The following is a 23807-nucleotide window of genomic DNA, read 5'->3' as shown; positions in this document are numbered from 1 at the left end:
CTCCTTCATTGTGTGATGCAGAACGGGGACGGGGTCGAGCAGCCGGGCTAGGCGGATGCCGCGGCGAGCGCGCCGCGCACCGAGCCGTGATGACGGGAGAGGAGCGATCGGGCGTCGACGACGTCGATCGCGGCGATCGCGGCGACGATCGAGGTCTTCAGTTCGCCGTCGGCGGATGCGAGCAGCCCGACGGCGGCCGCGGCCTCGAGGCCGGTCGCCTCCTGCAGGATGCGGACGGTGCGCAGTCGCAGCTTGTCGTTGGTCGCGACCACCGAGACCATCAGGTTCGACCAGGTTCGGCCGACGGCCACCATGAGGGCCGTGGAGAAGCCGTTGAGCACGAGCTTCTCGGCGGTGGCCGCTTTGAGCCGGGTCGAGCCGGTGAGCACCTCGGCACCGGTCGCGAGCACGAGATCGATGTCGGCCAGTGGCGCGAGCGCAGCATCCGGGTTGCTCGAGACGAGGGCGGTGGTGGCGCCCGCCGCGCGCGCGGCGGCGAGGGCGCCGCCGACGTAGGGGGTGTTGCCGCTCGCGGCGAGGCCGATCGCGATGTCATCCGGTCCGATGCCGGCGGCGGCGGCGCGACCCTCGGCCTCGGAGTCCTCGGCGTCCTCGACGGCGTTCACGAGTGCCGCGGGCCCGCCGGCGATGTGGGCGACGACGCGACCCGGCTCGAGATTGAAGGTGGGGAGCAGCTCGGCGGCGTCGAGCACGCCGAGGCGGCCCGAAGTGCCCGCCCCGAAGTAGTGCACCGCTCCGCCGCGACGGAAACGCTCGGCGGCGAGATCGACGAGATCAGCGAGCTGCGGCAGGACCGCAGCGACGGCCTCCACCGCGACCCGGTCCTCAGCGTTCAGCAGTCGCAGCACCTCGAGGCTCGACTTCGAGTCGAGTTCCGCCGAGGCGTCGAGCCGGAGCTCGGTGGGCGGGAGGGGCTGCGCGCCGTCCTGGTGATCGAGCAGGAGGTCTTGGGTGCTCATCAGCGAGAGGTGATCCTTCACGTCAGTGGGCTGGGTCGGACCCAGTATGTACAAAAATGTCGCGTATGTGAAGCATCAGGGCTATTTTTTTCACATGCGTTCCGAGGGTGCTCCCATCGAAGAGATCGTCGACCGGGCGATCGGCTCCGCGCTCGGCTCCGCCGCCACGGTGCTCGTCGCCGTCGACGGCGAGGTCGTGCTCGAGCATCACGCCGGCACGACCCGGCTGTGGGATGCCCCGGGAGCCCCCGCGACCGTCGACGCCGCGCCGGCCACGGCGGCGACGCGCTTCGACCTCGCTTCGATCACCAAGCCGATCGTCGCCGCCGCGCTCCTCGGCGAACTCCACGCGCAGGCTCTCGACGCGACGCTGCCCGCGGCTGAGCTGCTGCCCGAGTTCGGCGACCGCCGCGGGCGGACCACGACCCTGGCGCACCTGCTGGGACACACCGCCGGCCTCCCCGCCGAGTGGTTCGACCGCGATCCGGACCCGGATGCCCGGCGCTTCCGCGAGGGCGCACGGCCCGACACGGCCGCCGGGATCTCGCATCGCTACTCGTGCGTCGGCTACATCTGGGCGGGGCTCGCCACCGAGTCACTCGCGGGCGCGCCGCTGGACGACGTGGTGCACCGACAGGTGCTCGAGCCGCTCGGCATGCATTCGACGGGATTCCGTCCCGCCCCGGAACTGCGCGCCTCCATCGCCGCGACCGAGTTCCAACCCGGTCGCGGCCTCGTGCACGGCGAGGTGCACGACGAGACCGCCGCGGCACTCGGCGGGGTCAGCGGCAACGCAGGCCTCTTCGCGACCGGACGCGACCTGCTGCGCTTCGCCGAGGCGCTGCGCACCGGCGGCGAGATCGACGGCGTCAGAGTGCTTCCGGCCAATGTCGCCGCCGCGCTCGCGACCCCCCTCCAGCTCCCTGACGACCCAGGCTACGGACAGGCGCTCGGGCCGCGGCTCGACGAGGACTGGATGCGGGGACTCGGCCCACAGGTCGCGGGGCACACGGGTTTCACCGGCACCGCCTTCGCCGCCGAGCCGGGCGGTCGACGCTCGGTCGTGCTGCTCGCGAACCGCGTGCATCCCGCACGATCGTCGAACGAGGTGCGCGAGGTGCGGGCTCGCGTCGTCTCCGCGGCATCGAGACGGTGAGCCGATCATGTCCGTCGACGTACGTTCTCCCGCCGTCGCTGCGACCGGGGCGCTCCGACCGCGCCCGATAGTATTCGACTCCAACCGGGTGCCTCCGCAACGAGCCTCGAATGAACTCCGTCCGATACGACGTCGGCCCGCCGACATCGCGGCCGCACTGGGAGGCCCCCGATGACCGACGTATTCGTCGCCCTCCGACAGCGGATGCCATCGCTCTCGAAGTCCGAGTTCCACATCGCGGAACTCGTGCTGGACCGGCCCGCCGTCGTGGTGGAGTCGACCATCACCCGGCTCGCCGAGCTCGCCGGGACATCCCCCGCTTCAGTCGCCCGCTTCTGCCGAGCAGTGGGATATGCGGGCTACAAGGAGTTCCGCATCGCGATCGCGGGCGCGAACAGCCGTGAACAGGCGGCGCGCGAGCTGTTCCGTGTCGACGACGCGGAGATCGATGCGAACGACTCCGCGCTCGACGTGGTCACGAAAGTGGCCTACCAGGAGGCGCGCGCGATCGAGGAGACCGCGCGCAGCCTCGATCTCGAGGCGCTCGACGCCGTGGTCGCAGGGATCCGAACGGCGCCCCGCATCGACGTCTTCGGCGCGGGCTCGAGCGGACTCACCGCCCAAGACCTGCAACTGAAGCTGCACCGCATCGGCGTGCCGAGCTTCTGCTGGACGGACGCGCACCTCGCCCTGACCTCGTTCGCGCTGACCGGGCCCGGCAGCATCGCGATCGGGATCTCGCATTCGGGCCAGACCCTCGAGACGCACCAGATGCTCACCCTCGCTCACGGCCGCGGTGCCACGACGGTGGCGATCACGAACTACCCCGATTCCCCGCTCGCCGGGGTCGCCGATCAGCTGCTCGTGACGAGCGCGCGCGAGTCCCGGTACCGCACAGGTGCCATGTCGAGCCGCCTGGCGCAGATGGCGATCGTCGACTTCGTCGTCGTGCGCCTGCTGCAGGGCGAGATCGATCGAGCGGGCGAGCTGTTGCGGCTCACCTACGACGCGGTGCAGGCCCACAGACTCGACGGCTGACCTCGCCGATGCCGTCGACGGCCGCTAGAGCATCGCCATGATCTGGCGCGCGATCATGCGGCCGGCTCGGCTCGCCCCGATCGTCGAGGCCTGGGGTCCGTAGCCCGCGAGGAAGATGCGCGGGTCGCTCCACGCCGCGCCCTGCCCCACCGTGATGCCGCCGGCCTTCTCGCGCAGCTTCAACGGGGCGAGGTGGCGCAGGTCGGGGCGGAACCCGGTGGCCCAGATGATGACGTCGGCCCTGGCCATGCCCGAGTTCTCGCCGTCCCAGACGACGCGATCGGCCTCGATGCGATCGAACATCGGGCGCGCCACGAGCAGCCCGCGCTCGATGCCCGCGGCCATGCGGCGGCTCTTCGGCACTCCGGTGCCGCTGACGATCGAGGGCAGTGCCCGACCCGAGCGGGCCGCTTCGTCTTGCATGGCGACGGCGGCGGATGCCCCTTCGAGGTCGAGCTCCTGCCGGTCGAGCCAGTCGATCGGGCGACGCGAGACCCACGTGAGCCCGGCCGCGACCTCTTCGAGTTCGAGCATGAAGCCGATCGCCGAGGTGCCCCCGCCGACCACGACGACGTGCTTGTCGCGGAAGTCCTCGGCGTCGGTGAAGTCGGAGGTGTGCACGTGGCGCCCGGCGAACTCGGTCATGCCCGGGTAATACGGCACGAACGGGGAGCCCCAGGTGCCGGTCGCGTTCACGAGGAACTGGGTGCTGATCTCGTGCTGCGGCGCCGTCGGCTCCGCGGGCTCCTCGAAGGTCTTGCGGCGGCGCCCGAAGAGGCCGCGGGCGGCCTTCTGCTCCTCGAGCGGCTGCGGGGTCAGGTCTTCGTAGCGCACCTGCAGGTCGACCCCGGCGTTCACGACCTGTCGCACGTTCATCGGACGCCGTACGCGCAGGTCGAAGTGCTGTTCGAACTTGTCGTAGTAGTCGGCGACGACGTCCTTCGCGGGCAGGTTCCGGTCGGCGGTGTCGAAGCTCAGGCCGAGCTCGGCCATGCCGGGCAGGTCATTGACCTTGTGCGCGGTGCCGAGTCGGAGCGACGACCAGCGATGCTGCCACGCCCCGCCGGGACCGGGTGCGCGGTCGAGCAAGACGAAGTCCTGGTCGGCGACCAGCTCGAACCGACGCAGGTAGAAGGCGACCGACAGGCCGGCCTGTCCGGCGCCGATCACCACGACCTTCACGCGTTCGGGGCTCGTCATCACCTGACAATCTCAGCATGGCTTGCTGTGTGCTCGCAGCACGCGAGCCGAATGCCCACCATACGACCTCGGGCATGCCCGTGCAGGACGCCGAACCGTGTCTGCGGCGGTGCTAAACTGGCGGTTGGACGAATTCATTTATCAGATGAGCGCCGGGTGAAGACCAAATCCCACCCGGCCAGATGCCGTAAGGGGGTCACGCATGGGGCGCGGCCGTCAGAAAGCCAAGCACACCAAAGTCGCTCGGGAGTTGAAGTACTTCAGCCCGAACACCGACTACAACGCGCTTGAGCGCGAGCTCACCACGAGCTCGCCGCATGACGAGTACAGCGAAGAGGCGTCGAAGTGGGCGGAGTATTCCGCTGACGATGACGACACCTACGTCGCGGAAGACGAACAGCGCGCATAGGCGCGTGTTCCTCTCCCAGCTCGCAACGACCTCGCATCACCGCGAGACCTCCGACCCTCGAGGCCCGGCGCAGCGGTGACCGATCGGCGGATGCTGCGGCATCCGCTGTTCGATGCGGCGAGGTGAAGCGCTACGCGCTGCGCTCGACCCATGCGGCGGTCGTCTCGACGAACCGTTCGAGTTCGGCGAGCGACCCGCTCGGCGTGATCGCGCGCAGGACGATCTCGTCGACCGCGGAGTCGTATCCGGCGAGATCTCGCGCGCCGTCGATCGTCGCGTCGATCGCGCGGATGCCGAGGCGGGCGAAGTTCGCGGCGTACGCCGGCACGTGCTCGTACCGCTCGGCCTCGGCCTCGAGCTCCGCGCGGGCATCGGCCTCGGCGATGGTGCGCACGTAAAGCACCGACCGCACGCGGCGCGCGCCGCCCGCCTCGTGCAGTTCGGCGGTCGTGGCCGCCGCAGCGTGCGGGGTCAGCCAGTTGAGCAGCGCGCCATCGGCCTGCTCGGCGGCGAGTCGGCGCATGCGGGGCCCGAGGGCGCCGACCACGATCTCGGCGTCGCTGCGTTCGCGGAGGCGCGCGACCCCCTGCTCGACGAGCGCCAACGGGTGCGCGGCGCGACCGGAGCCGACGCCGAGGCTCGTGCGCCGCTCGGGAAGCCCGGCGAGGTCGAGCGATTCGACCGGGCGGCGGTCGAGCGGGATCACGCCGGTCGCGAGCCCGAGGCGCTCGGTCGACGCTGCGGCGACGCGAAGGCCCGCGAGCGAGTCGCCGCCGGGCACGTCGTTGAGCCACAGCGCGTGGAACCCGAGCCGCTCGATGCGCGGCGCGAGCGCCGCAACGGTCGATGCATCGGTGGTGCCGATGAGTCCGATCGAGATCGGCGTGCGCACGGGCGGCCGATCAGCTCGCGTAGGAGCCGACGAGTCGCACCGCGCCGCCGTCGACGCCCTTGGCGCCCTGCTCGAAGCCCGTGAAATCGCGGTCGCCGATCGTCACGGTGCCCGCCTGCCACGACGGCAGGCCGAGGGTGCCGAGCGCCGAGATGACGGATGCCGCGGCATCCGCTCGCACGACGGCGAAGAAGCCGATGCCGAGGTTCCAGGTGCCTTCGGTGGACTCGAGCGTGGTGCCGGCGAGGTCGTTCAGCACGCGGAAGACGGGAGCGGGCGACCAGGTCGTGCGGTCGAGCTCGACCCACGAGCCGAGCGGCAGCACGCGGGCGAGGTTCGCGGCGATGCCGCCGCCGGTGACGTGCGAGAGCGAGTGCACGGCGTCGCCGTGCGGGCCGGCGAGCAGCTCGACGAGCGGGCCCGTGTAGAGGCGCGTGGGTTCGAGCAGGGCCTCGCCCCAGGTCGTGCCCAGTTCCGCCGAGGCATCCGTGTACCCGATGCCGGCGCTCGTCAGCACGTGGCGTACGAGCGAGAAGCCGTTGGAGTGCAGGCCGCTCGAGGCGATCGCGATGACGGCGTCGCCCGACTCGACCCGCTCGGCGCCGAGCAGCCGGTCGGCCTCGACGATGCCCGTCGCGGCGCCCGCGACGTCATAGTCGTCGGCGCCCATGAGGCCCGGGTGCTCTGCGGTCTCGCCACCGACGAGGGCGGTGCCGGTCTCGGCGCAGGCCTTGGCGATGCCCGTGACGATCGAGGCGATGCGCTCGGGCACGACCTTGCCGCAGGCGATGTAGTCGGTCATGAAGAGCGGCCTCGCGCCCACCACGACGATGTCGTCGACGACCATGCCCACGAGGTCCTGGCCGATCGTGTCGTGCTTGTCGAGCGCCTGCGCGATGGCGATCTTCGTGCCGACACCGTCGGTCGAGGTCGCGAGCAGCGGACGCGTGTAGTCCTTGGCGAACGAGAGGTCGAAGAGCCCGGCGAATCCGCCGACCCCGCCGAGCACGTTCGGCCCGTGCGTGGCGGAGACCGACGCCTTCATGAGTTCGACGGCGAGGTCACCCGCCTGCGTGTCGACTCCGGCAGCGGCATAGGACGAGTTCGAGGTCACCCGTCCAGCGTACCCGCGCCGCACGTGCGCCCCGCGTGCCGATCCGTGCCGCAGGGCGAAACGCGGACTAAAATACAGCCATGCAGCCGGGGGGCACGCCATCGTGGGTGATCCGTGAGAACGCGAGTCGCCCGGTACTCCTCGCCCTCTATCTGCGCGAGGCGCTGGCCATCGCCTCCCCCGTCGAACTCCCGCGGCTGCGCGATGTCGGCGCCGTCGGCGATCGTCTCGAGATCGATCAGCACGACCAGCTCGAGCAGCAGTGGCGGGCCTGGTGGGCGATGACCGTCGAACCCGAGACGCATCCGTCCGCCGTGCCGCTCGAACTCGTCGACGCGTACGAGACCGAGGTCGCGCTGCCCGCCTCGGGCGCCGAGGTGCTCGCCGCCGCGATCGTGCCGCACGCCGAGGCCGCGCGCGCATGGGCCGAATGGGCGCACGACGGCTACCGCAACGCCTCCGCCGCCCGTCGCGGCGACTCCTATCGCGCCTACGCCGGCACGATCGCCGAACACGAACGCGAGGTCGGCCGCCGGGCCCACTCGTTCGAGCTCAACGTCGAGGTCGTGCCGCTCGCCGAGCCGGGCGTCTGGTGGATCGGCGACATGACCGTCGCCGTCACGGACTCGCTGCGGTCGGATGCCTCGGCGTTCGACGACGCCATGCATCCGATCATCGCCGAGCTCGCGTGAGCCCCGCGGCGGCCGTGCCAGACTCGACGGCATGAGCATCTGGTTCGGCGAGCCCTCACTGGAGTGGGCGAACGCCCGCGACGACACCATGATCCGCGCCATCGGCATCGAGATCACCGAGGCAACCGAGCACTCGCTCAAGGGGCGCATGCCGGTCGACCACCGCACGCGCCAGCCCGGCGGGGTGCTGCACGGCGGAGCATCCGTCGCCCTCGCCGAGACGCTCGCGAGCTGGGGCGCGACGCTCACGGTCGACGCGTCGAAGTTCTACTGCGTGGGCATGGAGATCAACGCGAACCACGTGCGACCGGTCGCCGAGGGCTGGGTCTACGGCGAGGCGACGCCGCTCACCCGCGGCCGCACGACGCAGGTCTGGGACATCAGGATCACGGATGCCGCGGGCAAGCTCGTGTGCATCTCGCGCTGCACGATGGCCGTGCTCGCCAAGCCCTCGGAATACTGAATCTGCGCTCGCATCTGCTCAGCTGAGCAGCAGCGTTCGCTCAGCCGGCTCACACGCGCGCGTATGCGAGGATTGAGTCGTCCTGCTCGGACACTTCCCCCACCTTCGAGGAGCCATCGCTCGCATGTGCGGCATCGTCGGAATCGTCTCCACTGAACCGGCCAACCAGCAGATCTACGACAGCCTGCTGCTGCTGCAGCACCGCGGCCAGGACTCCACCGGCATCGCGACGGCCGACGGCCCCATCTTCCACATGACGAAGGCGCGCGGGCAGGTGCGCGAGGCGTTCCGCACCCGCGACATGCGCTCGCTCATCGGCAACATGGGCCTGGGTCACGTGCGGTACGCGACGAAGGGCGCCGCCGAGCGCGAAGAGGAGGCCCAGCCGTTCTACGTGAACGCGCCGTACGGCATCACCCTCGTGCACAACGGCAACCTCACGAACACGCGCGAGCTGTCGGAAGACCTCTTCCGCATCGACCGCCGTCACGTGAACTCGACGAGCGACACCGAGATGCTGCTGAACGTCCTCGCCACCGAGCTGCAGGGCCAGATCACCGGACTCGACCTCGACCCCGACCAGGTCTTCACCGCGGTCGAGCAGGTGCACGAGCGCGTCGAGGGCTCCTACGCCGTCATCGCGCTGATCGCCGGCTACGGCCTCCTCGCGTTCCGCGACCCCTTCGGCATCCGCCCGCTCATCCTCGGCCGGCGCACGGCCGAGAACGGCCGCGACGAGTGGATCGTGGCATCCGAGTCGCTCGTGCTCGAATCGGGCGGTTACGAGATCGTGCGCGACGTGCACCCCGGCGAGGCCATCTTCATCGGCCTCGACGGCCAGATGATCTCGCGCCAGTGCGCGAAGAACCCGGTGCTCGTGCCGTGCTCGTTCGAGTACGTCTACCTCGCCCGCCCCGACTCGATCATGAACGGCATCTCGGTCTACGAGGCGCGCCTGCGCATGGGCGACCGGCTCGCGACGACCATCGAGACCCACATGGACAAGGGCGACATCGACGTCGTCATGCCCATCCCCGACTCGTCGCGCCCCGCCGCGATGCAGGTCGCGCAGAAGCTCGGCATCGAGTACCGCGAGGGCTTCTACAAGAACCGCTACGTCGGCCGCACGTTCATCATGCCCGGCCAGGCGGAGCGCAAGCGCTCGGTGCGGCAGAAGCTCAACGCCATGGGCACGGAGTTCAAGGGCAAGAACATCCTCATCGTCGACGACTCGATCGTGCGCGGCACGACCTCGAAGGAGATCGTCGAGATGGCACGGGCCGCAGGTGCCAACAAGGTGACGTTCACCTCGGCAGCCCCGCCGGTGCGATTCCCGCACGTGTACGGCATCAACATGCCGAGCCGGCAGGAGCTCATCGCCTACGGCCGCAAGATCCCCGAGATCGCGTCCGAGCTGAGCGCCGACCACATGATCTACCAGGAGGTCGCCGACCTCCAGGCCGCGATCACCGAGGGCACCTCGATCGAGCAGCTCGACCTGTCGTGCTTCACCGGCGAGTACGTCACCGGCACCGTCACCGAGGAGTACCTCGGCTGGGTGGAGCGCACGCAGCTCAGCTAGCGCGCACGCCCGTTCGATCTGCGTCCAGGGCGCTCGCTCGACCCTCATGCATGTCGTTCCGACGACGGTTCGCGGCGCAGAGGACGGCGCGCAGCAGGCCTCCGCGACGCAAACCGTCGTCGGAAGCCGCGGCCCGGCGCGGTCTACTCGTCGACGGGGTGGATCGTCTCGTGCACGGCGGTGACCGCCTTGGCGCGACGCGCGGTGGCGCGATCGATGATGAGCGCCACGAGCGCGCCCAGCGCGAGACCGATCGCCGCGCACGCGAGCAGCAGGAACCCGAACACCTGGCCCAGGTCGAACTCGTCGTTGGCGGGGAAGCTCACGGTGAGGATGAGCGCCACCACGGCGCCGACGAGGGCGCCCAGGGTCATGAACCGCGAGTAGCGCGGGGCACGGCGCACGGTCACCGTGTCGCGCTCGACCTCGGTCTCGAGCGGCACGGATGCTTCGGCGCCCTGCGGGGTGCTCTCGGGTTCGGGGGTGTTCACGGGGTCGGTCACCCCTCCATTGTCCCGCATTTCGCTGCGACGACGCCGACTGCTCGACGAAGGCTCTCGCCCGCCTCGGACCCGGCGTGCGTCAGCGGATGATCGGCAGCACGTCGCCGAGGTCGGCGCGCTGACCCGAGGCGTGCACCCGCCCCGCGGCGCGCGCGTCGGCCCACGAGAGGCTGCCGGTCGCGAGGGCGAGCCACGTCGTGACATCCGTCTCGACGACGTTCGGCGGGGTGCCGCGCGTGTGCTTCGGGCCCTCGATGCACTGCACCGCACCGAACGGGGGCACGCGCACCTCGACGGTGCCGCCGGGCGCCTCTTCGGCGAGCACCTGCAGCGAGTAGCGCACCGCGAGCGCGAGGGTCGAACGGTCGACGGATGTCGCGGCATCCGCGCCCTTGGCCGTCACCGCCTGCACGACGGACACGGCCGCCCGCCCGATGTCGTCGCCGATCCTCACGCGTGCCATGTCGGCCATTCTGCCACCGGCGGTCCGCCGCCGTCAGTGCGCGCCGTCAGCGGCCGCGGTCAGTCGTCGTCGCGCACGCGCCCGCCCTTGGGCGCGATGCCCATGAAGGTCAGCACGAGGATCATCACGGCACCCGCGAAGATCGCGATGTCGGCGACGTTGCCGATGAACCAGTTGCCGTAGCCGATGAAGTCGACGACGTGGCCGCGGCCGAAGCCGGGATCGCGGAACAGGCGATCGCCGAGGTGCGTCACGGCGCCGCCGAGGATGAGGCCGAGGGCGATGGTCCAGCCGACCGACCCCACGCGCCAGGCGAACCACACGACCGCGATCGCGCCGACGCCCGCGAGGATCGCGAAGATCCACGTGTACTCGGTGCCGATCGAGAACGCGGCGCCCGGGTTGTAGACGAGCACGAAGCGGATGAGGTCGCCGATCACCGGGATGGTGCTGCCGTCGCCGAGCTCGGCCTCGGCCCACCACTTGCTGGCCTGGTCGATCAGCACGATGAACGCGGCGATGCCGAGCACCCACCAGAAGAGACGGTGGCCCGAGGCGCCGGGTTCGGGCCCCTCGTCGAGGCCGGCCGGGGTCTGCGCGTCATCGGCGCCGGTCGTGTCTGAGCTCACCCGCACCATTCTCGCAGCACCGTGCCGCGAGCGCGCCCGTCGCCCCATCCGCACACGAGGTCACGAGGCGGGGCCGCGCGGCGCGACGCGGTAGCCTGAACCGGTGAGAATCCTCGTCCTCGGCTCGGGCGCGCGCGAGCACGCCATCATCCTCGCGCTCCTCGATGAGGAGGCCGGCCACGAGATCATCGCGGCGCCGGGCAACGCGGGCATCGCGGCATCCCCCACCTCTTCGGCTCGCGGCAGCGTCACGACCATCGCACTCGACCCGACCGACCCGGTGCTCGTCACCGACTACACGCTCGACAACGACATCGAGTTCGTCGTCATCGGCCCCGAGGCACCGCTCGTCGCGGGTGTCGCCGACGCCCTGCGCACCCGCGGCATCGCCGTGTTCGGCCCGGGCAAGGCGGCCGCGGCGCTCGAGGGATCGAAGACCTTCGCCAAGCGCATCATGCAGGACGCGGGCGTGCCGACCGGGCGCGCGAACCTCGCCGAGACCCTCGAAGAGGTCGCCGGCACGCTCGACGAGTTCGGCGCCCCCTACGTCGTGAAGGCCGACGGGCTCGCCGCGGGCAAGGGTGTGCTGGTCACCGAAGACCGCGACGCAGCGGTCGCCCACGCCGCGCACTACCTGCAGCAGGGCCCCGTGCTCATCGAGGAGTTCCTCGACGGCCAGGAGGTCTCGCTCTTCCTCCTCTCCGACGGCACGAACGTGCTGCCGCTCTCGCCCGCGCAGGACTACAAGCGCCTCCTCGACGGCGACGCCGGCCCCAACACGGGCGGCATGGGCGCCTACTCGCCCCTCCCCTGGCTCGCCGACGCCGCCGACGGCCGCGGCGGCCGCTTCGGCAGCGAGGCGGCCTTCGTCGACGAGGTCATCGAGACGATCGCACTGCCGACCGTGCACAAGCTCGCCGAGGAGCAGACGCCGTTCATCGGCCTCCTCTACGCGGGCCTCATCCTCACCTCGCGCGGCATCCGCGTGATCGAGTTCAACGCCCGCTTCGGCGACCCCGAGACGCAGGTCGTGCTCCCCCGCCTCGAGACCCCGCTCTCCGGCCTGCTGCTCGCGGCAGCGACCGGCGGGCTCGGCTCCCTGCCGCGCCCGGTCTTCCGAGCGGATGCCGCGGTCACGGTCGTGCTCGCGAGCGAGGGCTACCCCGAGGCGCCCCAGACCGGGCGTGCGATCGAGGGCATCGAGGCCGCGGCATCCGTGCCCGGAGTGCACCTCGCCCACGCTGCGACCGCGATCGGCGCGGCGACCGGCGACGGCGCCGAGTCGCTGCCGCTCCTCGCGACCGGGGGCCGCGTGCTCAACGTCGTCGCGGTCGGCGACGGGTTCGCCGAGGCCCGCCGCCGTGCGTACGAGGCGCTCGGGCACCTGCGACTCGAGGGCGGCCAGTACCGCACCGACATCGCGGCCCGCGTCACCGAATAGGGGAAACCATGAGCGAAACGCAGGAGCACGCCGGCTGGACCCACGTCTACTCGGGCAAGGTGCGCGATCTGTACGTGCCGACCAAGCTGCTCGTCGACGACGACTCCTGGACCGGCGACCCGCTGACCTTCTCGCCGATCCTGCTCGTCGTCGCGACCGACCGGGTGAGCGCCTACGACCAGGTGCTCTCGCCCGCGATCCCTGGCAAGGGCGCGATGCTCACGAGCCTCACCCGCTGGTGGTTCGACCAGCTGCCCCAGGTGCCGAACCACCTGGCCCACCCGCTCGACGACCGCCTCGAGGCGCTCGGGCTGCCCGAGGTGCCGGCCGAGCTCGCCGAGCGCGGCACCCTCTGCCGCACGCTCGACATGTTCCCCGTCGAGTGCGTCGTGCGCGGCTACCTCACCGGTTCGGGCTTCAAGGAGTACCAGGCTACGGGCGCCATCGGCGGCCTCCCGCTGCCCCCGGGGCTCTCGAACGGCGACCGCCTGCCCGAACCGATCTACACGCCGGCGTGGAAGGCCCCGCTCGGCGAGCACGACGTCAACGTCTCCTTCGAGCGCACGGTCGAACTCGTCGGCGAGGTCGTGGCCGAGCAGCTGCGCTCCCTGTCGCTCGAGATCTTCGCCCGCGCGTCCGAGATCGCCGAGGCTCGCGGCGTCATCCTCGCCGACACCAAGTTCGAGTTCGGCGCCGACCGCTCGACCGGCATCGTGACGCTCGCCGACGAGGTGCTGACGAGCGACTCGAGCCGCTACTGGGACGCCGAGGCGTACGCCACCGCGGCGACCCCCGAGCTGCGCATGGCGAGCTTCGACAAGCAGATCGTGCGCGACTGGCTCACGGTCAACTGGGACCAGGACGTCTCGGAGGAGCCGCCGACCCTCCCCCACGAGATCGTGGAGCAGACCGCGGCTCGCTACCGGGAGCTGCTCAACCGGCTGACCGGCGCCTGAGTCTCGGCACGTCGGTCGAGTAGGCCCACCAGGGCCGTATCGAGACCATGCGGCACGGCAGGTCTCGATACGCTCGCTTCGCTCGCTACTCGACCGACGATGGCTCGTCTACGAGGCGATCGCCTTGGCGATCTTGTCGCCGCCCTCGCTGATCGCCTTCTCGAGGGCTTCGTAGTCCTCCCGGTCGATCGCCTTGTCGACCTTCTTGGCGTACTTCGTCAGCACTGCGTCGATGCGGTCGAGGTACTTGTCGTCGAGCACCGCCACGATGGCCGACGACCCCTTCGGCAGGTACTCCTCGAGCTCGATGCCCACCTTCTTCTCGTCGTGCTTCTTCGCGATCGCGCCCGAGATGGCACCGACTCCCGCACCGATCGCCGTCGCGGCGAGCAGCGGGGGTGCGAAGAGCCCGACGACGAGTCCGGCGGCACCGCCGATCCACGTGCCTGCGGCGACCTGGCCGGTGCCGTGCTCGTCGACGGCGACCCTGCCGTCGTCACCGCGCCGCATCACGACCGAGGACACGACCTCGAGATCGGATGCCGCCTCGGCGTCTTTGAGCGAGCGGTACTGGTCGGTGGCGGTGGCACCGTCGTCGTAGGTCGCCACGTACAGCACCAGGTTGTCCATGCCCATGTCTTCGTCCCCTCGAGAGGGCTCCCCGTCGGTTCCCCGGGAGCCGGTGCCTCCAACGGTAGGCACCCCGGCACGCGAGCGCCAGACCCGATTCCGGCGATGTCGGTTCGTCGGGGCGCGGACGGGATGCCGGAAGCGCCACGTCGACTCGGGAATGCCCGGCGCGATCGCCGGGTTATCATTAGTTGTGATTACAACCAATGGGGCGCCGGAGGGCGCGGGACTCCTCGCCGCCGACACCGGCATGGGCGCCGTGACGCTGCGCGTCGGCGACCTCGACGAGATGATCCGCTTCTACCGCGACGCCGTCACCCTCGAACTCCTGAGCCACGAGGGTCCCGTCGCCGTGCTCGGCCGCGGCACCACGCCGATCGTGATCCTCGAGCACGCGCCCGAGCTGCGCCACGCCTCGCCGCGCGACGCCGGGCTCTTCCACACCGCGATCCTCTTCGACACCCGTGAGGCGCTCGCGACCGCGATCTACTCGATCGCCTCGAAGCATCCCGGCACCTTCACCGGCAGCGCCGACCACCTCGTGAGCGAGGCCTTCTACTTCACCGACCCCGAGGGCAACGGCATCGAGCTCTACTTCGACCGCGACCGCTCGAAGTGGAGCTGGGCGCACGGCACGATCGAGATGGCGACGCTGTATCTCGACCCCAACGAGTACCTGCGCGAGCACCTCACCGAGGGCGGGGCGGATGCCGCGGCATCCGGAACCGGCCTGGGCGACGCCGTCGTCGGCCACGTGCACCTCTCGGTCGGCGACGTCGCGAGCGCTCGCGAGTTCTACGTCGAACGGCTCGGCTTCGAGACCACGGCCGAGATGGGCGACCAGGCGCTCTTCGTCTCGGCGGGCGGCTACCACCACCACATGGCGATGAACACCTGGAACAGCCGAGGCGCAGGCCGGCGCGCCCTCGCGCTCGGACTCGGCACGGTCGAGATCGTGGTGCCGAGCGCCGACGACCTCGGCGAACTCGGCGAGCGCATGGGGCACTACCGCGTCGCGACCCGCGACGACGGCCTCACCCTCGCGTTCGACGACCCGTGGGCGAATCTCGTCGTGGTGCGCGCCGCAGGCTGAGCTTGCATGGGTCGAGCCTGTCGAAACCAGCGCACGCGCGGATCTCGACCGGCTCGATCGGCAGAGCGGCACGAGGTCAGCCGCTCGGAGGCGTCGGCCCCTTCGCGTGCGACATGTCGTGGAACGCCTCGAACGCCTGCCCCTCGCCGGGCAGCGGCGAGAGGTCGGGCCGGGCGCGCAGCCCGTCGAGCATGACGGCGAGCTGGCGGCGCCAGTAGGGCAGGTAGGCGGTGCCGTACTGGCCGAGCGAGCCGAGCATGTCGACCATCACGCTGAGATCGACCGCGGTGACGTCTCGGCGCAGCGACCCCTCGGCCTGGGCGCGCGCGACCACGGCGTCCATCATCGGCACGAACTCGTTGGCCGGGCGGTGGTTCGGATCGAGTTCGGCGACGCGGCGCATCACCGCCGGCAGGTGGGGCGCGGCGGCGAGCCATCCGCTGACCTGTTCGAGCCAGAGCTCGATCGCCTGCCACCCCGTCTCCGCGCCGAGGAACCGCGGTGCGAACTCGTGCAGGTCGGCGACCGCGGCGTCGTAGAGCTCGCGCACGAGCGCGTCGCGGTTGGGGAAGTGACGGTACACGGTGCCGGCTCCGACGCCGGCGCGCGCCGCGAGCTCGTCGAGCGGCGCGTCGATGCCGCGCTCGGCGAACAGCTGCTTCGCCTCGACGAGCAGCCGCTCATGGTTGCGCCGCGCATCGCGGCGGGGCGACTGGGATGAGCTCACGCTTTCACTGTACGCGCGTCGATCGGTTATGATTCGGAGGGTCACCTCCGTTTACCCGAATGAACGGGGTGAAGACCGCTCTGGGGGGAGGGGTTGCGATGCGGCGGGCGCCTGCCGGTGCTTCCGGCAAGGGGGATGCCCGCCGCGTCGGCTCCCACGCGCGTGGTTAGGCTGGTGCCGTGACTCCTGAGCCAACCCGACCCGGCGACGACGCGATCGACGGCGTCGAAGCCAACACCCGCACGATCGAGGCATCGGTCGTCACCGACTTCAGCGATCGCATGAGCTACGGCGGCTACCTCGACCTGCCGACGCTGCTCTCGGCCCAACGGCCGATCTCCCGGCCCGAACACCACGACGAGCTGCTGTTCATCATCCAGCACCAGACCACCGAGCTCTGGCTGAAGCTCGTGCTGCACGAGCTCGAGACCGCGCGCGACCTGCTGCGGGCCGACGAACTCGCCCCCGCGCTGAAGTGCATCGCACGCGTCAAGCACATCCAGAAGACGCTCACCGAGCAGTGGTCGGTGCTCGCGACCCTCACGCCCACTGAATACGCGCAGTTCCGGGGCGTGCTCGGCAACGCGAGCGGGTTCCAGTCCTACCAGTACCGCGCGGTCGAGTTCGTGCTCGGCAACAAGAACGCGAAGATGATGCAGGTCTTCGAGTCGGATGCCGCGGCGACCGCGATCCTCCGCCACGCCCTCGACTCCCCGAGCCTCTACGACGAGTTCCTGCGCCTGCTCGCCCGCGCCGGCTACCCGATCCCCGCCGAGATCCTCGAGCGCGACGTCACCCAGGCGTGGACCTACTCACCCGAGCTCGTGCCGGTGTTCGCCTCGATCTACGCGGACACCTCCGAGCACTGGGCCGCCTACGAGACCTGCGAGGAGCTCGTCGACCTGGAGGACAACTTCCAGCTCTGGCGCTTCCGCCACCTGAAGACCGTCGAGCGCATCATCGGCAACAAGACCGGCACCGGCGGGTCGAGCGGCGCGAGCTTCCTGCGGCGAGCGCTCGACCTCACGTTCTTCCCCGAGCTGTACGCCGTCCGCACCGAGATCCCGGGCTGACCATGGCCGGCTCCCTCGGTCATGCACCGCTCGACCTCGGGCCCGGTGCGCTGCGGGTGCGCCGCTCGATGAGCGCCGAGCGCCCCGGCGAGACGGGCACGATGCTGCCGCCGCTCATCGACCACCACGTGCACCTCATGCTGGTCGGGCCCGATGCCCTGCGCGACACCGCGCTCGCGGGCGTCGTCGACCTCGGCGGGCCGCTCGACACGATCGCGGCGTACGCCCGTCGCGACGGCGTGCCTCGGGTCGCCTTCGCGGGCAGCTTCCTCACCGCCCCCGGCGGCTACCCGGTCGACCGGCCGTGGGCAGCGCCCGGCAGCGCCCGCGAGATCGTCGTCGAGGCGGGCGACGACCGCGCCGCCCTGCCGACCGCTGCCGAGACGGCGGTCGCGGAGCAGCTGGCGTTCGGGGCATCCGTCATCAAGGTCGCGCTGAACCGCACGGCGGGCCCCGTGCTCGACGCGGCGACGCTCGCAGCGGTCGTCGCGAGCGCGCATGCCGCCGGCGTGCCGGTGGTCGCGCACGTCGAGGGCGACGGGATGTCGCTGCTCGCCATCGACGCCGGCGTCGACGCCTTCGCGCACACCCCGTTCACCGAGCGCCTCGACGACGCGCTCATCGCCCGGGCGGTCGCCGCCGGGCAGTGCTGGATCTCGACGCTCTTCGTCGCCGGCTACGGCGAGCCGACCCCCGAGGCCGCGATCGCGCTCGACAACCTCGGCCGCTTCCACGCCGCCGGCGGTCGGGTGCTCTACGGCACCGACCTCGGCAACGGCGAGCAGCCGCTCGGCGTGAACCCCGCCGAACTCGCACTGCTCGTGCGCGCCGGTCTCGGGGCATCCGCGGTGATCGACTCGCTCACCGATCCGTGGCCCGTCGGACTCGACGAGGTCGGCGACGGCGCCGTCGCGACCTTCGTGCCCGGCGAGCCCCCGGCCAGCCTCGACGCGTTTCCCGACTGGCTGGCCGCCGCCTGCCTGTCGCCCGCCGAAGACCTGCAGCAGTACTGACGATTTGGAGCACCGGTGACCCACGACCCGCACCTCGCCTTCGCCCGCCGCATGGACCGCGCCGACGGTCTCGCGCACTACCGCAAGCGCTTCGCGGGCGCCGAGACCGACCTCGTCTACTTCGACGGCAACTCGCTCGGACGCCCGCCCGTGTCGGCGATCGAGCGCGTCGAACGGTTCCTGCGCGAGGACTGGGGCGGCCGGCTCATCCGCGGCTGGGACGAGGCGTGGCTGCAGCTGCCCACCGAGATCGGCGACCGCATCGGCCGCTCCGTGATCGAGGCGAAGGCCGGCCAGACGATCATCGGCGACTCGACCACGGTGCTCCTCTACAAACTCGCCCGAGCCGCCGTCGACGCCCAGATCGCCCGCGACCCCGCCCGGCGCGAGATCGTCGTCGACACCGACAACTTCCCGACCGACCGCTACGTGCTCGACGGCATCGCCCGCGAGCGGGGCATGCGCCTGCGCTGGATCGAGGTGGACACCTCTGCGGGCGTGACGCCGGAACAGCTCGCCGCGGTGGCCGGCCCCGAGACGGCGCTCGTCGTCATCTCCCACGTCGCCTACCGGTCGGCCTATCTGGCGGATGCCCCCGAGCTCACCCGCATCGCGCACGACGCGGGCGCCCTCATCCTCTGGGACCTCTGCCACTCGGCGGGTTCCGTGCCCGTGAAGGCCGACCTCTGGGGCTTCGACCTCGCTGTCGGCTGCACCTACAAGTACCTGAACGGCGGGCCCGGCTCCCCCGCGTTCGCGTACGTGCGCGAGGACCTGCAGGCGGCGATCGCCCAGCCGATCCAGGGCTGGTGGGGCACGACCGACATGTTCGCGATGGGGCCCGAGTACGAGCCGGTGCCCGACATCCGCCGCTTCCTCTCGGGCACCGCGCCGATCGTCGGCATGCTCGCGATGGAGGAGACGCTCGCGATGATCGAGGAGGCCGGCATGCCGGCGCTCCGCGAGAAGTCGATCGCGCTCACCGAGTTCGCGATCACCCTCGCCGACGACTGGCTCGCGCCGCTCGGCGTGACCCTCGCCTCCCCCGCCGACCCCGAGGAGCGCGGCGGACACGTCACCCTGCAGCACCCCGCGATGCGGGAGGTCACCGCCCGGCTGTGGCAGCAGGACGTGATCCCCGACTACCGCGATCCGGGCGGGCTGCGCATCGGCCTCTCGCCGCTGTCGACGAGCTTCGAGGAGGTGCACCGCGGGATCGCGGCCACCCGCGACACCTTGAAGACGGTGCTGCAGGAGCGCGCGGGGCTCGCCTAGCGTTTGCGGGTCTCGGCCGACCGGCCGCGAGTCACCCGGCGGCGGGAGCGGCATCGCGCCGCGACATCCGATCGCCGATCACGATCGCGAGGATGACGGCGAGCGCGAGTCCCGCCTCGCCGAGCGCGTTCGTCCAGAGCAGCGGCTCGGTGATCAGGAGGGTGATGCCGAGCAGCACGTGCAGCACCGAGACGAAGAGCACGATCGCGCGGCCGGCCTGCACGCGCCCGGTCGAGGCCAGGATGACGCCGACGATGACGCCGAGCCCCATGAAGATGTTGTACCAGCCGACGTTCACCACCCAGAGCTGCACGGCGTCGTACTCGTCGGGCTCGATGAGGAAGATCGAGTGGAAGGCGGGGTTGCGGTAGAAGGAGGATTCGAGCACGCCGACGGCGATCAGCGTAAGGCCCTCGAGCACCGCGAGGATCTTGGCGACGATGTTCATGGCTCAAAGGATCCTCTCAAGGTGAGGGCTTGTCGAGTTCGATGCTGCAGGAGCGCGCCGTGCTCGCCTGACCTTCGGCCTCGGCCCTAGTCGACCGTGGTGAGCGAGCCCGTCGCGGGGCCCGCGACCTCCGTCGACGCAGCGCCCTGCTGCTCCCAGTCGACCGTCACCTTGGGCTTGGAGAAGAACAGCACCAGCACGGCGCCGATCGCGAACCCGATGACGGGCAGCCACAACGACTGCGACATCGCGTCGGTGAATCCGCCGGCGATCTGCGGCGGCAACGCCTGGCCCGCCGTGGTCGACTGCTCGCCGCCGGCCTCGACGAACCCGGGGAGGTTCGCCTCGAGCCGACCGTTCATGAGCGCGGTGATCGCCGCGGCACCGAAGACCGAGCCGAACTGCCGGGTCATGTTGTAGACGCCCGAGCCGGCGCCGGCCTGCTGCGGGGGCAGGTTGCGCGTCGCCGTCGATGCGAGCGGCGCCCAGATGCCCGACATGCCGAGGCCGAGGAAGGCGGCCGGGATGAGCAGCACCCAGAGCTGCACGTCGGGCGTGATGAGCAGCGACATCGCAGCGAGGCCGGCGGCGGTGATGGTGAAGCCGGCGAACGCGATCCACTTCGGGTCGACGCGGTCGGTCAAGCGGCCGATGAATGGCGCCATCACGCCCGACACGACCGCCATGGGCACGAGCATGAGCGCGGCCTGCGTGGGCTCGAGGCCGCGAGCGACCTGGTAGTAGAACGCGAGCGGCAGCGGCATGGCGACGATGGCGAACCCGACGAAGGTGATCGCGGCGTTCGACAGCGCGAAGTTGCGATCCGCGAAGAGGTCGAGGGGCAGCAGCGGCTCCTTGCGGTTGAAGCGCTGCCAGACCACGAAGGCGACGAGCACCACGAGGCCCGAGATGATCAGGCCCCAGACGGTGATCGGTCCGGTGATGGTGCCCCAGTCGTAGGTCGCGCCCTCCTGGATGCCGAAGATCACGAGGAACATGCCGACGGCGCTCAGCACCACGCCGAGCCAGTCGAAGGAGTGCTGGTGCGTCTCGAGCCTCGGCACGAGCCGCACCGCGAGGATGAACGCGACGACGCCGACGGGCACGTTGACGATGAAGATCCACTCCCAGCCGAGCGAGTCGACCAGGAGCCCGCCGAGGATCGGGCCGACGAGCGTCGCGACACCGGCGACGGCTCCCCAGAGGCCCATCGCCGCGCCACGCTGCTGCGGCGGGAAGATGCGGGTGATGACCGCCATCGTCTGCGGAGTCATCAGCGCGGCGCCGAGCCCCTGCACGACGCGCGCGACGATCAGCATGGTGATGTCATCGGAGAGACCGCACCAGAGCGAGGAGAGCGTGAACACGGCGAGGCCGACGAGGTAGACGTTCTTCGGGCCGAAGCGATCGCCGAGGCGACCCGTGATGAGCAGCGGCACGGCGTACGCCAGCAGGTAGGCGGAGGTCACCCACAGCACCGCGGTGAGGTCGGTGCCGAGGTCGCGCATGATGGCGGGGTTGGCGATCGAGACGATGGTCGAGTCGACCAGGATCATGAAGAAGCCGATGACGAGCGCCCAGAGGGCGGGCCATGGCTTGCGTTCGGTCTGCATGTGTTCCTCCGGAACGGGTCAGGTCTGGGGCGAGGCGCTCGGGTCGCCGGCCGGCCACTCGAGTTCGCCGGAGCGGAGCTCGTCGATGGTCGCCGCGAGCCATTCGGCCTCGGCGGCGAGCATCGCCCTGCTGTAGTAGACGTTCAGCACGACGTGCTTCGGCTTGCCCTTCTCGGCGATGCGCACGGCCGCAGCGTCGTACCAGGCGATGTCGTCGCGGATGGAGTCGAGCCGGTCTCCGAGCAGCTCGACGACCCGCTCCGCCGCCAGGTTGTGGGCCTCGCCGATGGCGAGCGGGAACTCGGGGAACTCGTTGACGCTGCGGCCGAGCATCTCCTCGAGGCTCTCGTCGAACGCGGCCCGCCCGGCATCCGTCACGGTGTAGACGGTGCGCTCGGGCCGATTGCCCATGCGCTCGGTCGCGCTCTCGACGATCAGCCCGTCGCGGGCGAGCCGTTCGACCGCCCGGTAGAGCGACCCAGCGCTCACCTTGACGACGCGGTCCTCCCGACGCGCCAGCATCAGCTGGTACATCTCGTACGGATGCATGGGGGCGTCGATCAGCATGCCGAGCGCCGAGAAGGCGAGCGGGTTGAGGTGCGGCATCCGTGTTCCCTTCGCGTTCGCGTGCAATTATTCCGCTCGGAATAATACGCATGGAATGCGTCCCATGCAACTTCCCCTCGACGACCCCGCTAGCACCCCGACGGGGCCGTGGCAAGCCCGACGGCCGATCCGGGCCCTTCCCGGTTCGCGAGCGTACGATGACTCGATCATCCGATGAGGTGACCCGATCACCCCGGCGAAGGGAGCCACTGATGACCGACACGGATCGCACTCAGCATGACGTCACGGCCGCTGCGAAGGACGCGGCGGACCGAGTGACCGAGACCGCGCGCGACCACGCGGATCACGTCGCCGACGCAGTGGGCGACGCCGCGGCAGACGCGGCGCGAGCCGTGAAGTCGGGCGCCGATCGGCTCGGGGACGCCACGGCCCGAGCGGCCGGGCAGGCATCCGACACCGTCGGCGACGTGCTGAACGATGCCCGCGACGCCGCAGCCGACACCGTCGACGCCGTCGCCGCGCAGGCGAGCGCCGCCGTCGCAGGCGCGAGGGAGGTCGCCGACGACGGCGTCCGCTACGTGAAGGCGCGGTACCGGGAGAACCCCGCCCTCGTCATCGCCGCCGGCGCTGCCGTGATCGTCGGCATCGGTCTCGTGATCAGGGCCGTCAGCCGGCGCTGACGCACGAGCAGGGGGCGGATGCTTCGATGCCTCGGCACCCCGGTAGAATCGACGCATCCACATTTTCGACACCGGACGGAGAACCGCGGTGCCCACCATCGTCGTCGACGTGATGCCCAAAGCCGAACTGCTCGACCCCCAGGGGAAGGCCGTCGCCGGCGCCCTCGCCCGCACCGGACGCACCGGGTTCAGCGGCGTGCGCATCGGCAAGCGATTCGAACTGACCGTCGACGGACCCGTCGACGACGCGCTGCGCGCACAGGTGCAGGAGATCGCCGAGGAGATCCTCTCCAACGGCGTGATCGAAGACGTCGTCGGAATCCACTACGAGGTGACGAACGCCGAGCTCGCCGAAGAGGCGTCCGGCGCGGCATCCGTGACCGACGACGGCTTCGGCGCCCCCGCCGGCGAAACGCACTGAGCGGGCTCGCCATGCGCATCGGTGTCATCACCTTCCCCGGCTCGCTCGACGATCGCGACGCCCAGCGTGCGGTGCGCCTCGCGGGGGCCGAGCCCGTCGCCCTCTGGCACGGCTCGCACGACCTCGAGGGCGTCGACGCGCTGATCCTGCCCGGCGGCTTCAGTTACGGCGACTACCTGCGCTGCGGCGCGATCGCCTCGCTCAGCCCGATCATGACCGAGGTCGTCTCCGCTGCGAACTCCGGCATGCCCGTGCTCGGCATCTGCAACGGCTTCCAGATGCTCACCGAGGCGGGCCTCCTCGAGGGCGGGCTCATCCGCAACGACCACGGCTCGTTCATCTGCCGCGACCAGGTGCTCACGGTCGAGAACGCGTCGACCGACTGGACCGGCGACTTCGAGGCCGGCCAGCAGATCACGATCCCGCTGAAGAACGGCGAGGGCGGCTTCATCGCCTCCGATGAGACGCTCGACCGGCTCGAGGGCGAGGGCCGCGTGGTCTTCCGCTACGTCGACGTGAACCCCAACGGCTCGCTCCGCGACATCGCGGGCATCTCGAACGCCCGCGGCAACGTGGTCGGCCTCATGCCGCACCCCGAGCACGCGGTCGAGCCCGGCTTCGGCCCCGACACCGCCGCCGCGATGCGCTCCGGCGTCGACGGCCTCGGCTTCTTCACGAGCATCGTGAAGCGCGCGCTCGTCGACGCGTAGTTCCACACCTCTGCAGCGGGCGGCCCGGTCGGACCGCCC

Annotated in this window: 27 protein-coding genes; 15 read left to right on the top strand and 12 right to left on the bottom strand. The window is 70.7% G+C overall.

Annotated features, from left to right (window positions below; translation table 11 throughout):
• Positions 1-47 precede the first annotated feature (47 nt).
• A complete protein-coding gene (locus JOE59_RS17950; RefSeq protein ID WP_204462991.1) occupies positions 48-980 on the bottom strand; it encodes an N-acetylmuramic acid 6-phosphate etherase in 933 nt (310 codons plus the stop codon).
• A 94-nt stretch (positions 981-1074) separates the two neighbouring features.
• On the opposite strand from JOE59_RS17950, the gene JOE59_RS17945 reads away from it, so the two are divergent.
• Positions 1075-2136, top strand: coding sequence for a serine hydrolase domain-containing protein (locus tag JOE59_RS17945; RefSeq protein WP_204462988.1), 1062 nt, complete (start codon positions 1075-1077; stop codon positions 2134-2136).
• 171 nt (positions 2137-2307) lie between these two features.
• Positions 2308-3174, top strand: a complete 867-nt coding sequence (locus JOE59_RS17940; RefSeq protein WP_204462986.1) for a MurR/RpiR family transcriptional regulator — start codon at positions 2308-2310, stop codon at positions 3172-3174.
• Between the two features lie 24 nt (positions 3175-3198).
• On the opposite strand, the gene JOE59_RS17935 is transcribed toward JOE59_RS17940, so the two are convergent.
• Positions 3199-4374, bottom strand: a complete 1176-nt coding sequence (locus tag JOE59_RS17935) for an NAD(P)-binding domain-containing protein (RefSeq protein ID WP_204462984.1) — start codon at positions 4372-4374, stop codon at positions 3199-3201.
• Positions 4375-4576: 202 nt separating this feature from the next.
• Here JOE59_RS17935 and JOE59_RS17930 point away from each other — a divergent pair, with 202 nt between their 5' ends.
• Complete coding sequence (locus JOE59_RS17930) at positions 4577-4783, top strand: DUF3073 domain-containing protein (protein ID WP_056011954.1); 207 nt, start codon at positions 4577-4579, stop codon at positions 4781-4783.
• Between the two features lie 130 nt (positions 4784-4913).
• Here JOE59_RS17930 and JOE59_RS17925 read toward each other — a convergent pair whose 3' ends face one another.
• Both JOE59_RS17925 and purM read right to left on the bottom strand, forming a co-directional pair.
• Complete coding sequence (locus tag JOE59_RS17925) at positions 4914-5675, bottom strand: LLM class flavin-dependent oxidoreductase (RefSeq protein WP_204462982.1); 762 nt, start codon at positions 5673-5675, stop codon at positions 4914-4916.
• 10 nt (positions 5676-5685) lie between these two features.
• Complete coding sequence (gene purM, locus JOE59_RS17920; RefSeq protein ID WP_307837114.1) at positions 5686-6789, bottom strand: phosphoribosylformylglycinamidine cyclo-ligase; 1104 nt, start codon at positions 6787-6789, stop codon at positions 5686-5688.
• An 80-nt stretch (positions 6790-6869) separates the two neighbouring features.
• Here purM and JOE59_RS17915 point away from each other — a divergent pair, with 80 nt between their 5' ends.
• From JOE59_RS17915 to purF, 3 genes are all read left to right on the top strand, one after another.
• The gene (locus JOE59_RS17915) at positions 6870-7481 is read left to right on the top strand and encodes a zinc-binding alcohol dehydrogenase (RefSeq protein ID WP_204462977.1); all 612 of its coding nucleotides are present in this window, start codon (positions 6870-6872) and stop codon (positions 7479-7481) included.
• 31 nt (positions 7482-7512) lie between these two features.
• On the top strand, positions 7513-7944 hold the full coding sequence (locus tag JOE59_RS17910) for a hotdog fold thioesterase (RefSeq protein ID WP_204462974.1): 432 nt from the start codon (positions 7513-7515) through the stop codon (positions 7942-7944).
• A gap of 124 nt (positions 7945-8068) precedes the next feature.
• Positions 8069-9526, top strand: a complete 1458-nt coding sequence (gene purF, locus JOE59_RS17905; RefSeq protein ID WP_204462966.1) for an amidophosphoribosyltransferase — start codon at positions 8069-8071, stop codon at positions 9524-9526.
• A 143-nt stretch (positions 9527-9669) separates the two neighbouring features.
• Here the strand turns inward: purF and JOE59_RS17900 are convergent, their stop codons facing one another.
• The 3 genes from JOE59_RS17900 to JOE59_RS17890 form a co-directional block, all read right to left on the bottom strand.
• Positions 9670-10029 carry a hypothetical protein gene (locus JOE59_RS17900; RefSeq protein WP_239560372.1) on the bottom strand — a complete coding sequence of 120 codons (360 nt, stop codon included), beginning with the start codon at positions 10027-10029 and terminating at the stop codon, positions 9670-9672.
• A gap of 79 nt (positions 10030-10108) precedes the next feature.
• The gene (locus JOE59_RS17895; RefSeq protein ID WP_204462957.1) at positions 10109-10492 is read right to left on the bottom strand and encodes a sterol carrier family protein; all 384 of its coding nucleotides are present in this window, start codon (positions 10490-10492) and stop codon (positions 10109-10111) included.
• Between the two features lie 59 nt (positions 10493-10551).
• A complete protein-coding gene (locus JOE59_RS17890) occupies positions 10552-11121 on the bottom strand; it encodes a signal peptidase II (RefSeq protein ID WP_307837113.1) in 570 nt (189 codons plus the stop codon).
• 103 nt (positions 11122-11224) lie between these two features.
• Between JOE59_RS17890 and purD the strand changes: the two genes are divergently transcribed.
• A complete protein-coding gene (gene purD / locus JOE59_RS17885; RefSeq protein WP_204462952.1) occupies positions 11225-12562 on the top strand; it encodes a phosphoribosylamine--glycine ligase in 1338 nt (445 codons plus the stop codon).
• An 8-nt stretch (positions 12563-12570) separates the two neighbouring features.
• On the top strand, positions 12571-13518 hold the full coding sequence (locus JOE59_RS17880; protein WP_204462949.1) for a phosphoribosylaminoimidazolesuccinocarboxamide synthase: 948 nt from the start codon (positions 12571-12573) through the stop codon (positions 13516-13518).
• 108 nt (positions 13519-13626) lie between these two features.
• Here the strand turns inward: JOE59_RS17880 and JOE59_RS17875 are convergent, their stop codons facing one another.
• A complete protein-coding gene (locus JOE59_RS17875; RefSeq protein WP_239560371.1) occupies positions 13627-14148 on the bottom strand; it encodes a DUF1269 domain-containing protein in 522 nt (173 codons plus the stop codon).
• Positions 14149-14398: 250 nt separating this feature from the next.
• On the opposite strand from JOE59_RS17875, the gene JOE59_RS17870 reads away from it, so the two are divergent.
• Entirely contained in the window at positions 14399-15241 is an 843-nt protein-coding gene (locus tag JOE59_RS17870) for a VOC family protein (RefSeq protein WP_204463477.1), read from the top strand.
• Positions 15242-15317: 76 nt separating this feature from the next.
• Here JOE59_RS17870 and JOE59_RS17865 read toward each other — a convergent pair whose 3' ends face one another.
• Positions 15318-15968, bottom strand: coding sequence for a TetR/AcrR family transcriptional regulator (locus JOE59_RS17865; RefSeq protein ID WP_204462945.1), 651 nt, complete (start codon positions 15966-15968; stop codon positions 15318-15320).
• Between the two features lie 215 nt (positions 15969-16183).
• Here JOE59_RS17865 and kynA point away from each other — a divergent pair, with 215 nt between their 5' ends.
• From kynA to JOE59_RS17850, 3 genes are read left to right on the top strand one after another with little or no spacing between them, the layout of a single operon-like run.
• Complete coding sequence (kynA, locus tag JOE59_RS17860; protein ID WP_204463476.1) at positions 16184-17041, top strand: tryptophan 2,3-dioxygenase; 858 nt, start codon at positions 16184-16186, stop codon at positions 17039-17041.
• Positions 17042-17043: 2 nt separating this feature from the next.
• Positions 17044-18054, top strand: coding sequence for an amidohydrolase family protein (locus JOE59_RS17855; protein ID WP_204462943.1), 1011 nt, complete (start codon positions 17044-17046; stop codon positions 18052-18054).
• 51 nt (positions 18055-18105) lie between these two features.
• A complete protein-coding gene (locus tag JOE59_RS17850) occupies positions 18106-19329 on the top strand; it encodes a kynureninase (RefSeq protein ID WP_204463475.1) in 1224 nt (407 codons plus the stop codon).
• Between the two features lie 31 nt (positions 19330-19360).
• On the opposite strand, the gene JOE59_RS17845 is transcribed toward JOE59_RS17850, so the two are convergent.
• The 3 genes from JOE59_RS17845 to JOE59_RS17835 form a co-directional block, all read right to left on the bottom strand.
• Positions 19361-19777, bottom strand: coding sequence for a DUF1304 family protein (locus JOE59_RS17845; protein WP_204462941.1), 417 nt, complete (start codon positions 19775-19777; stop codon positions 19361-19363).
• 86 nt (positions 19778-19863) lie between these two features.
• A complete protein-coding gene (locus tag JOE59_RS17840) occupies positions 19864-21390 on the bottom strand; it encodes a DHA2 family efflux MFS transporter permease subunit (RefSeq protein WP_204462939.1) in 1527 nt (508 codons plus the stop codon).
• A gap of 18 nt (positions 21391-21408) precedes the next feature.
• Positions 21409-21996, bottom strand: a complete 588-nt coding sequence (locus tag JOE59_RS17835) for a PadR family transcriptional regulator (protein WP_204462929.1) — start codon at positions 21994-21996, stop codon at positions 21409-21411.
• Between the two features lie 212 nt (positions 21997-22208).
• On the opposite strand from JOE59_RS17835, the gene JOE59_RS17830 reads away from it, so the two are divergent.
• From JOE59_RS17830 to purQ, 3 genes are all read left to right on the top strand, one after another.
• Complete coding sequence (locus JOE59_RS17830; protein WP_204462927.1) at positions 22209-22637, top strand: hypothetical protein; 429 nt, start codon at positions 22209-22211, stop codon at positions 22635-22637.
• Positions 22638-22725: 88 nt separating this feature from the next.
• Positions 22726-23058 carry a phosphoribosylformylglycinamidine synthase subunit PurS gene (purS, locus tag JOE59_RS17825; RefSeq protein ID WP_179551333.1) on the top strand — a complete coding sequence of 111 codons (333 nt, stop codon included), beginning with the start codon at positions 22726-22728 and terminating at the stop codon, positions 23056-23058.
• Positions 23059-23069: 11 nt separating this feature from the next.
• Complete coding sequence (gene purQ, locus JOE59_RS17820) at positions 23070-23768, top strand: phosphoribosylformylglycinamidine synthase subunit PurQ (RefSeq protein ID WP_179551334.1); 699 nt, start codon at positions 23070-23072, stop codon at positions 23766-23768.
• The last annotated feature ends 39 nt before the right edge of the window (positions 23769-23807 follow it).

This window comes from Agromyces cerinus (assembly GCF_016907835.1).
Lineage (GTDB): Bacteria > Actinomycetota > Actinomycetes > Actinomycetales > Microbacteriaceae > Agromyces > Agromyces nitratus.
Note: the sequence above shows the minus strand (reverse complement) of the source record. Positions and strands in the feature narration are given on the sequence as shown.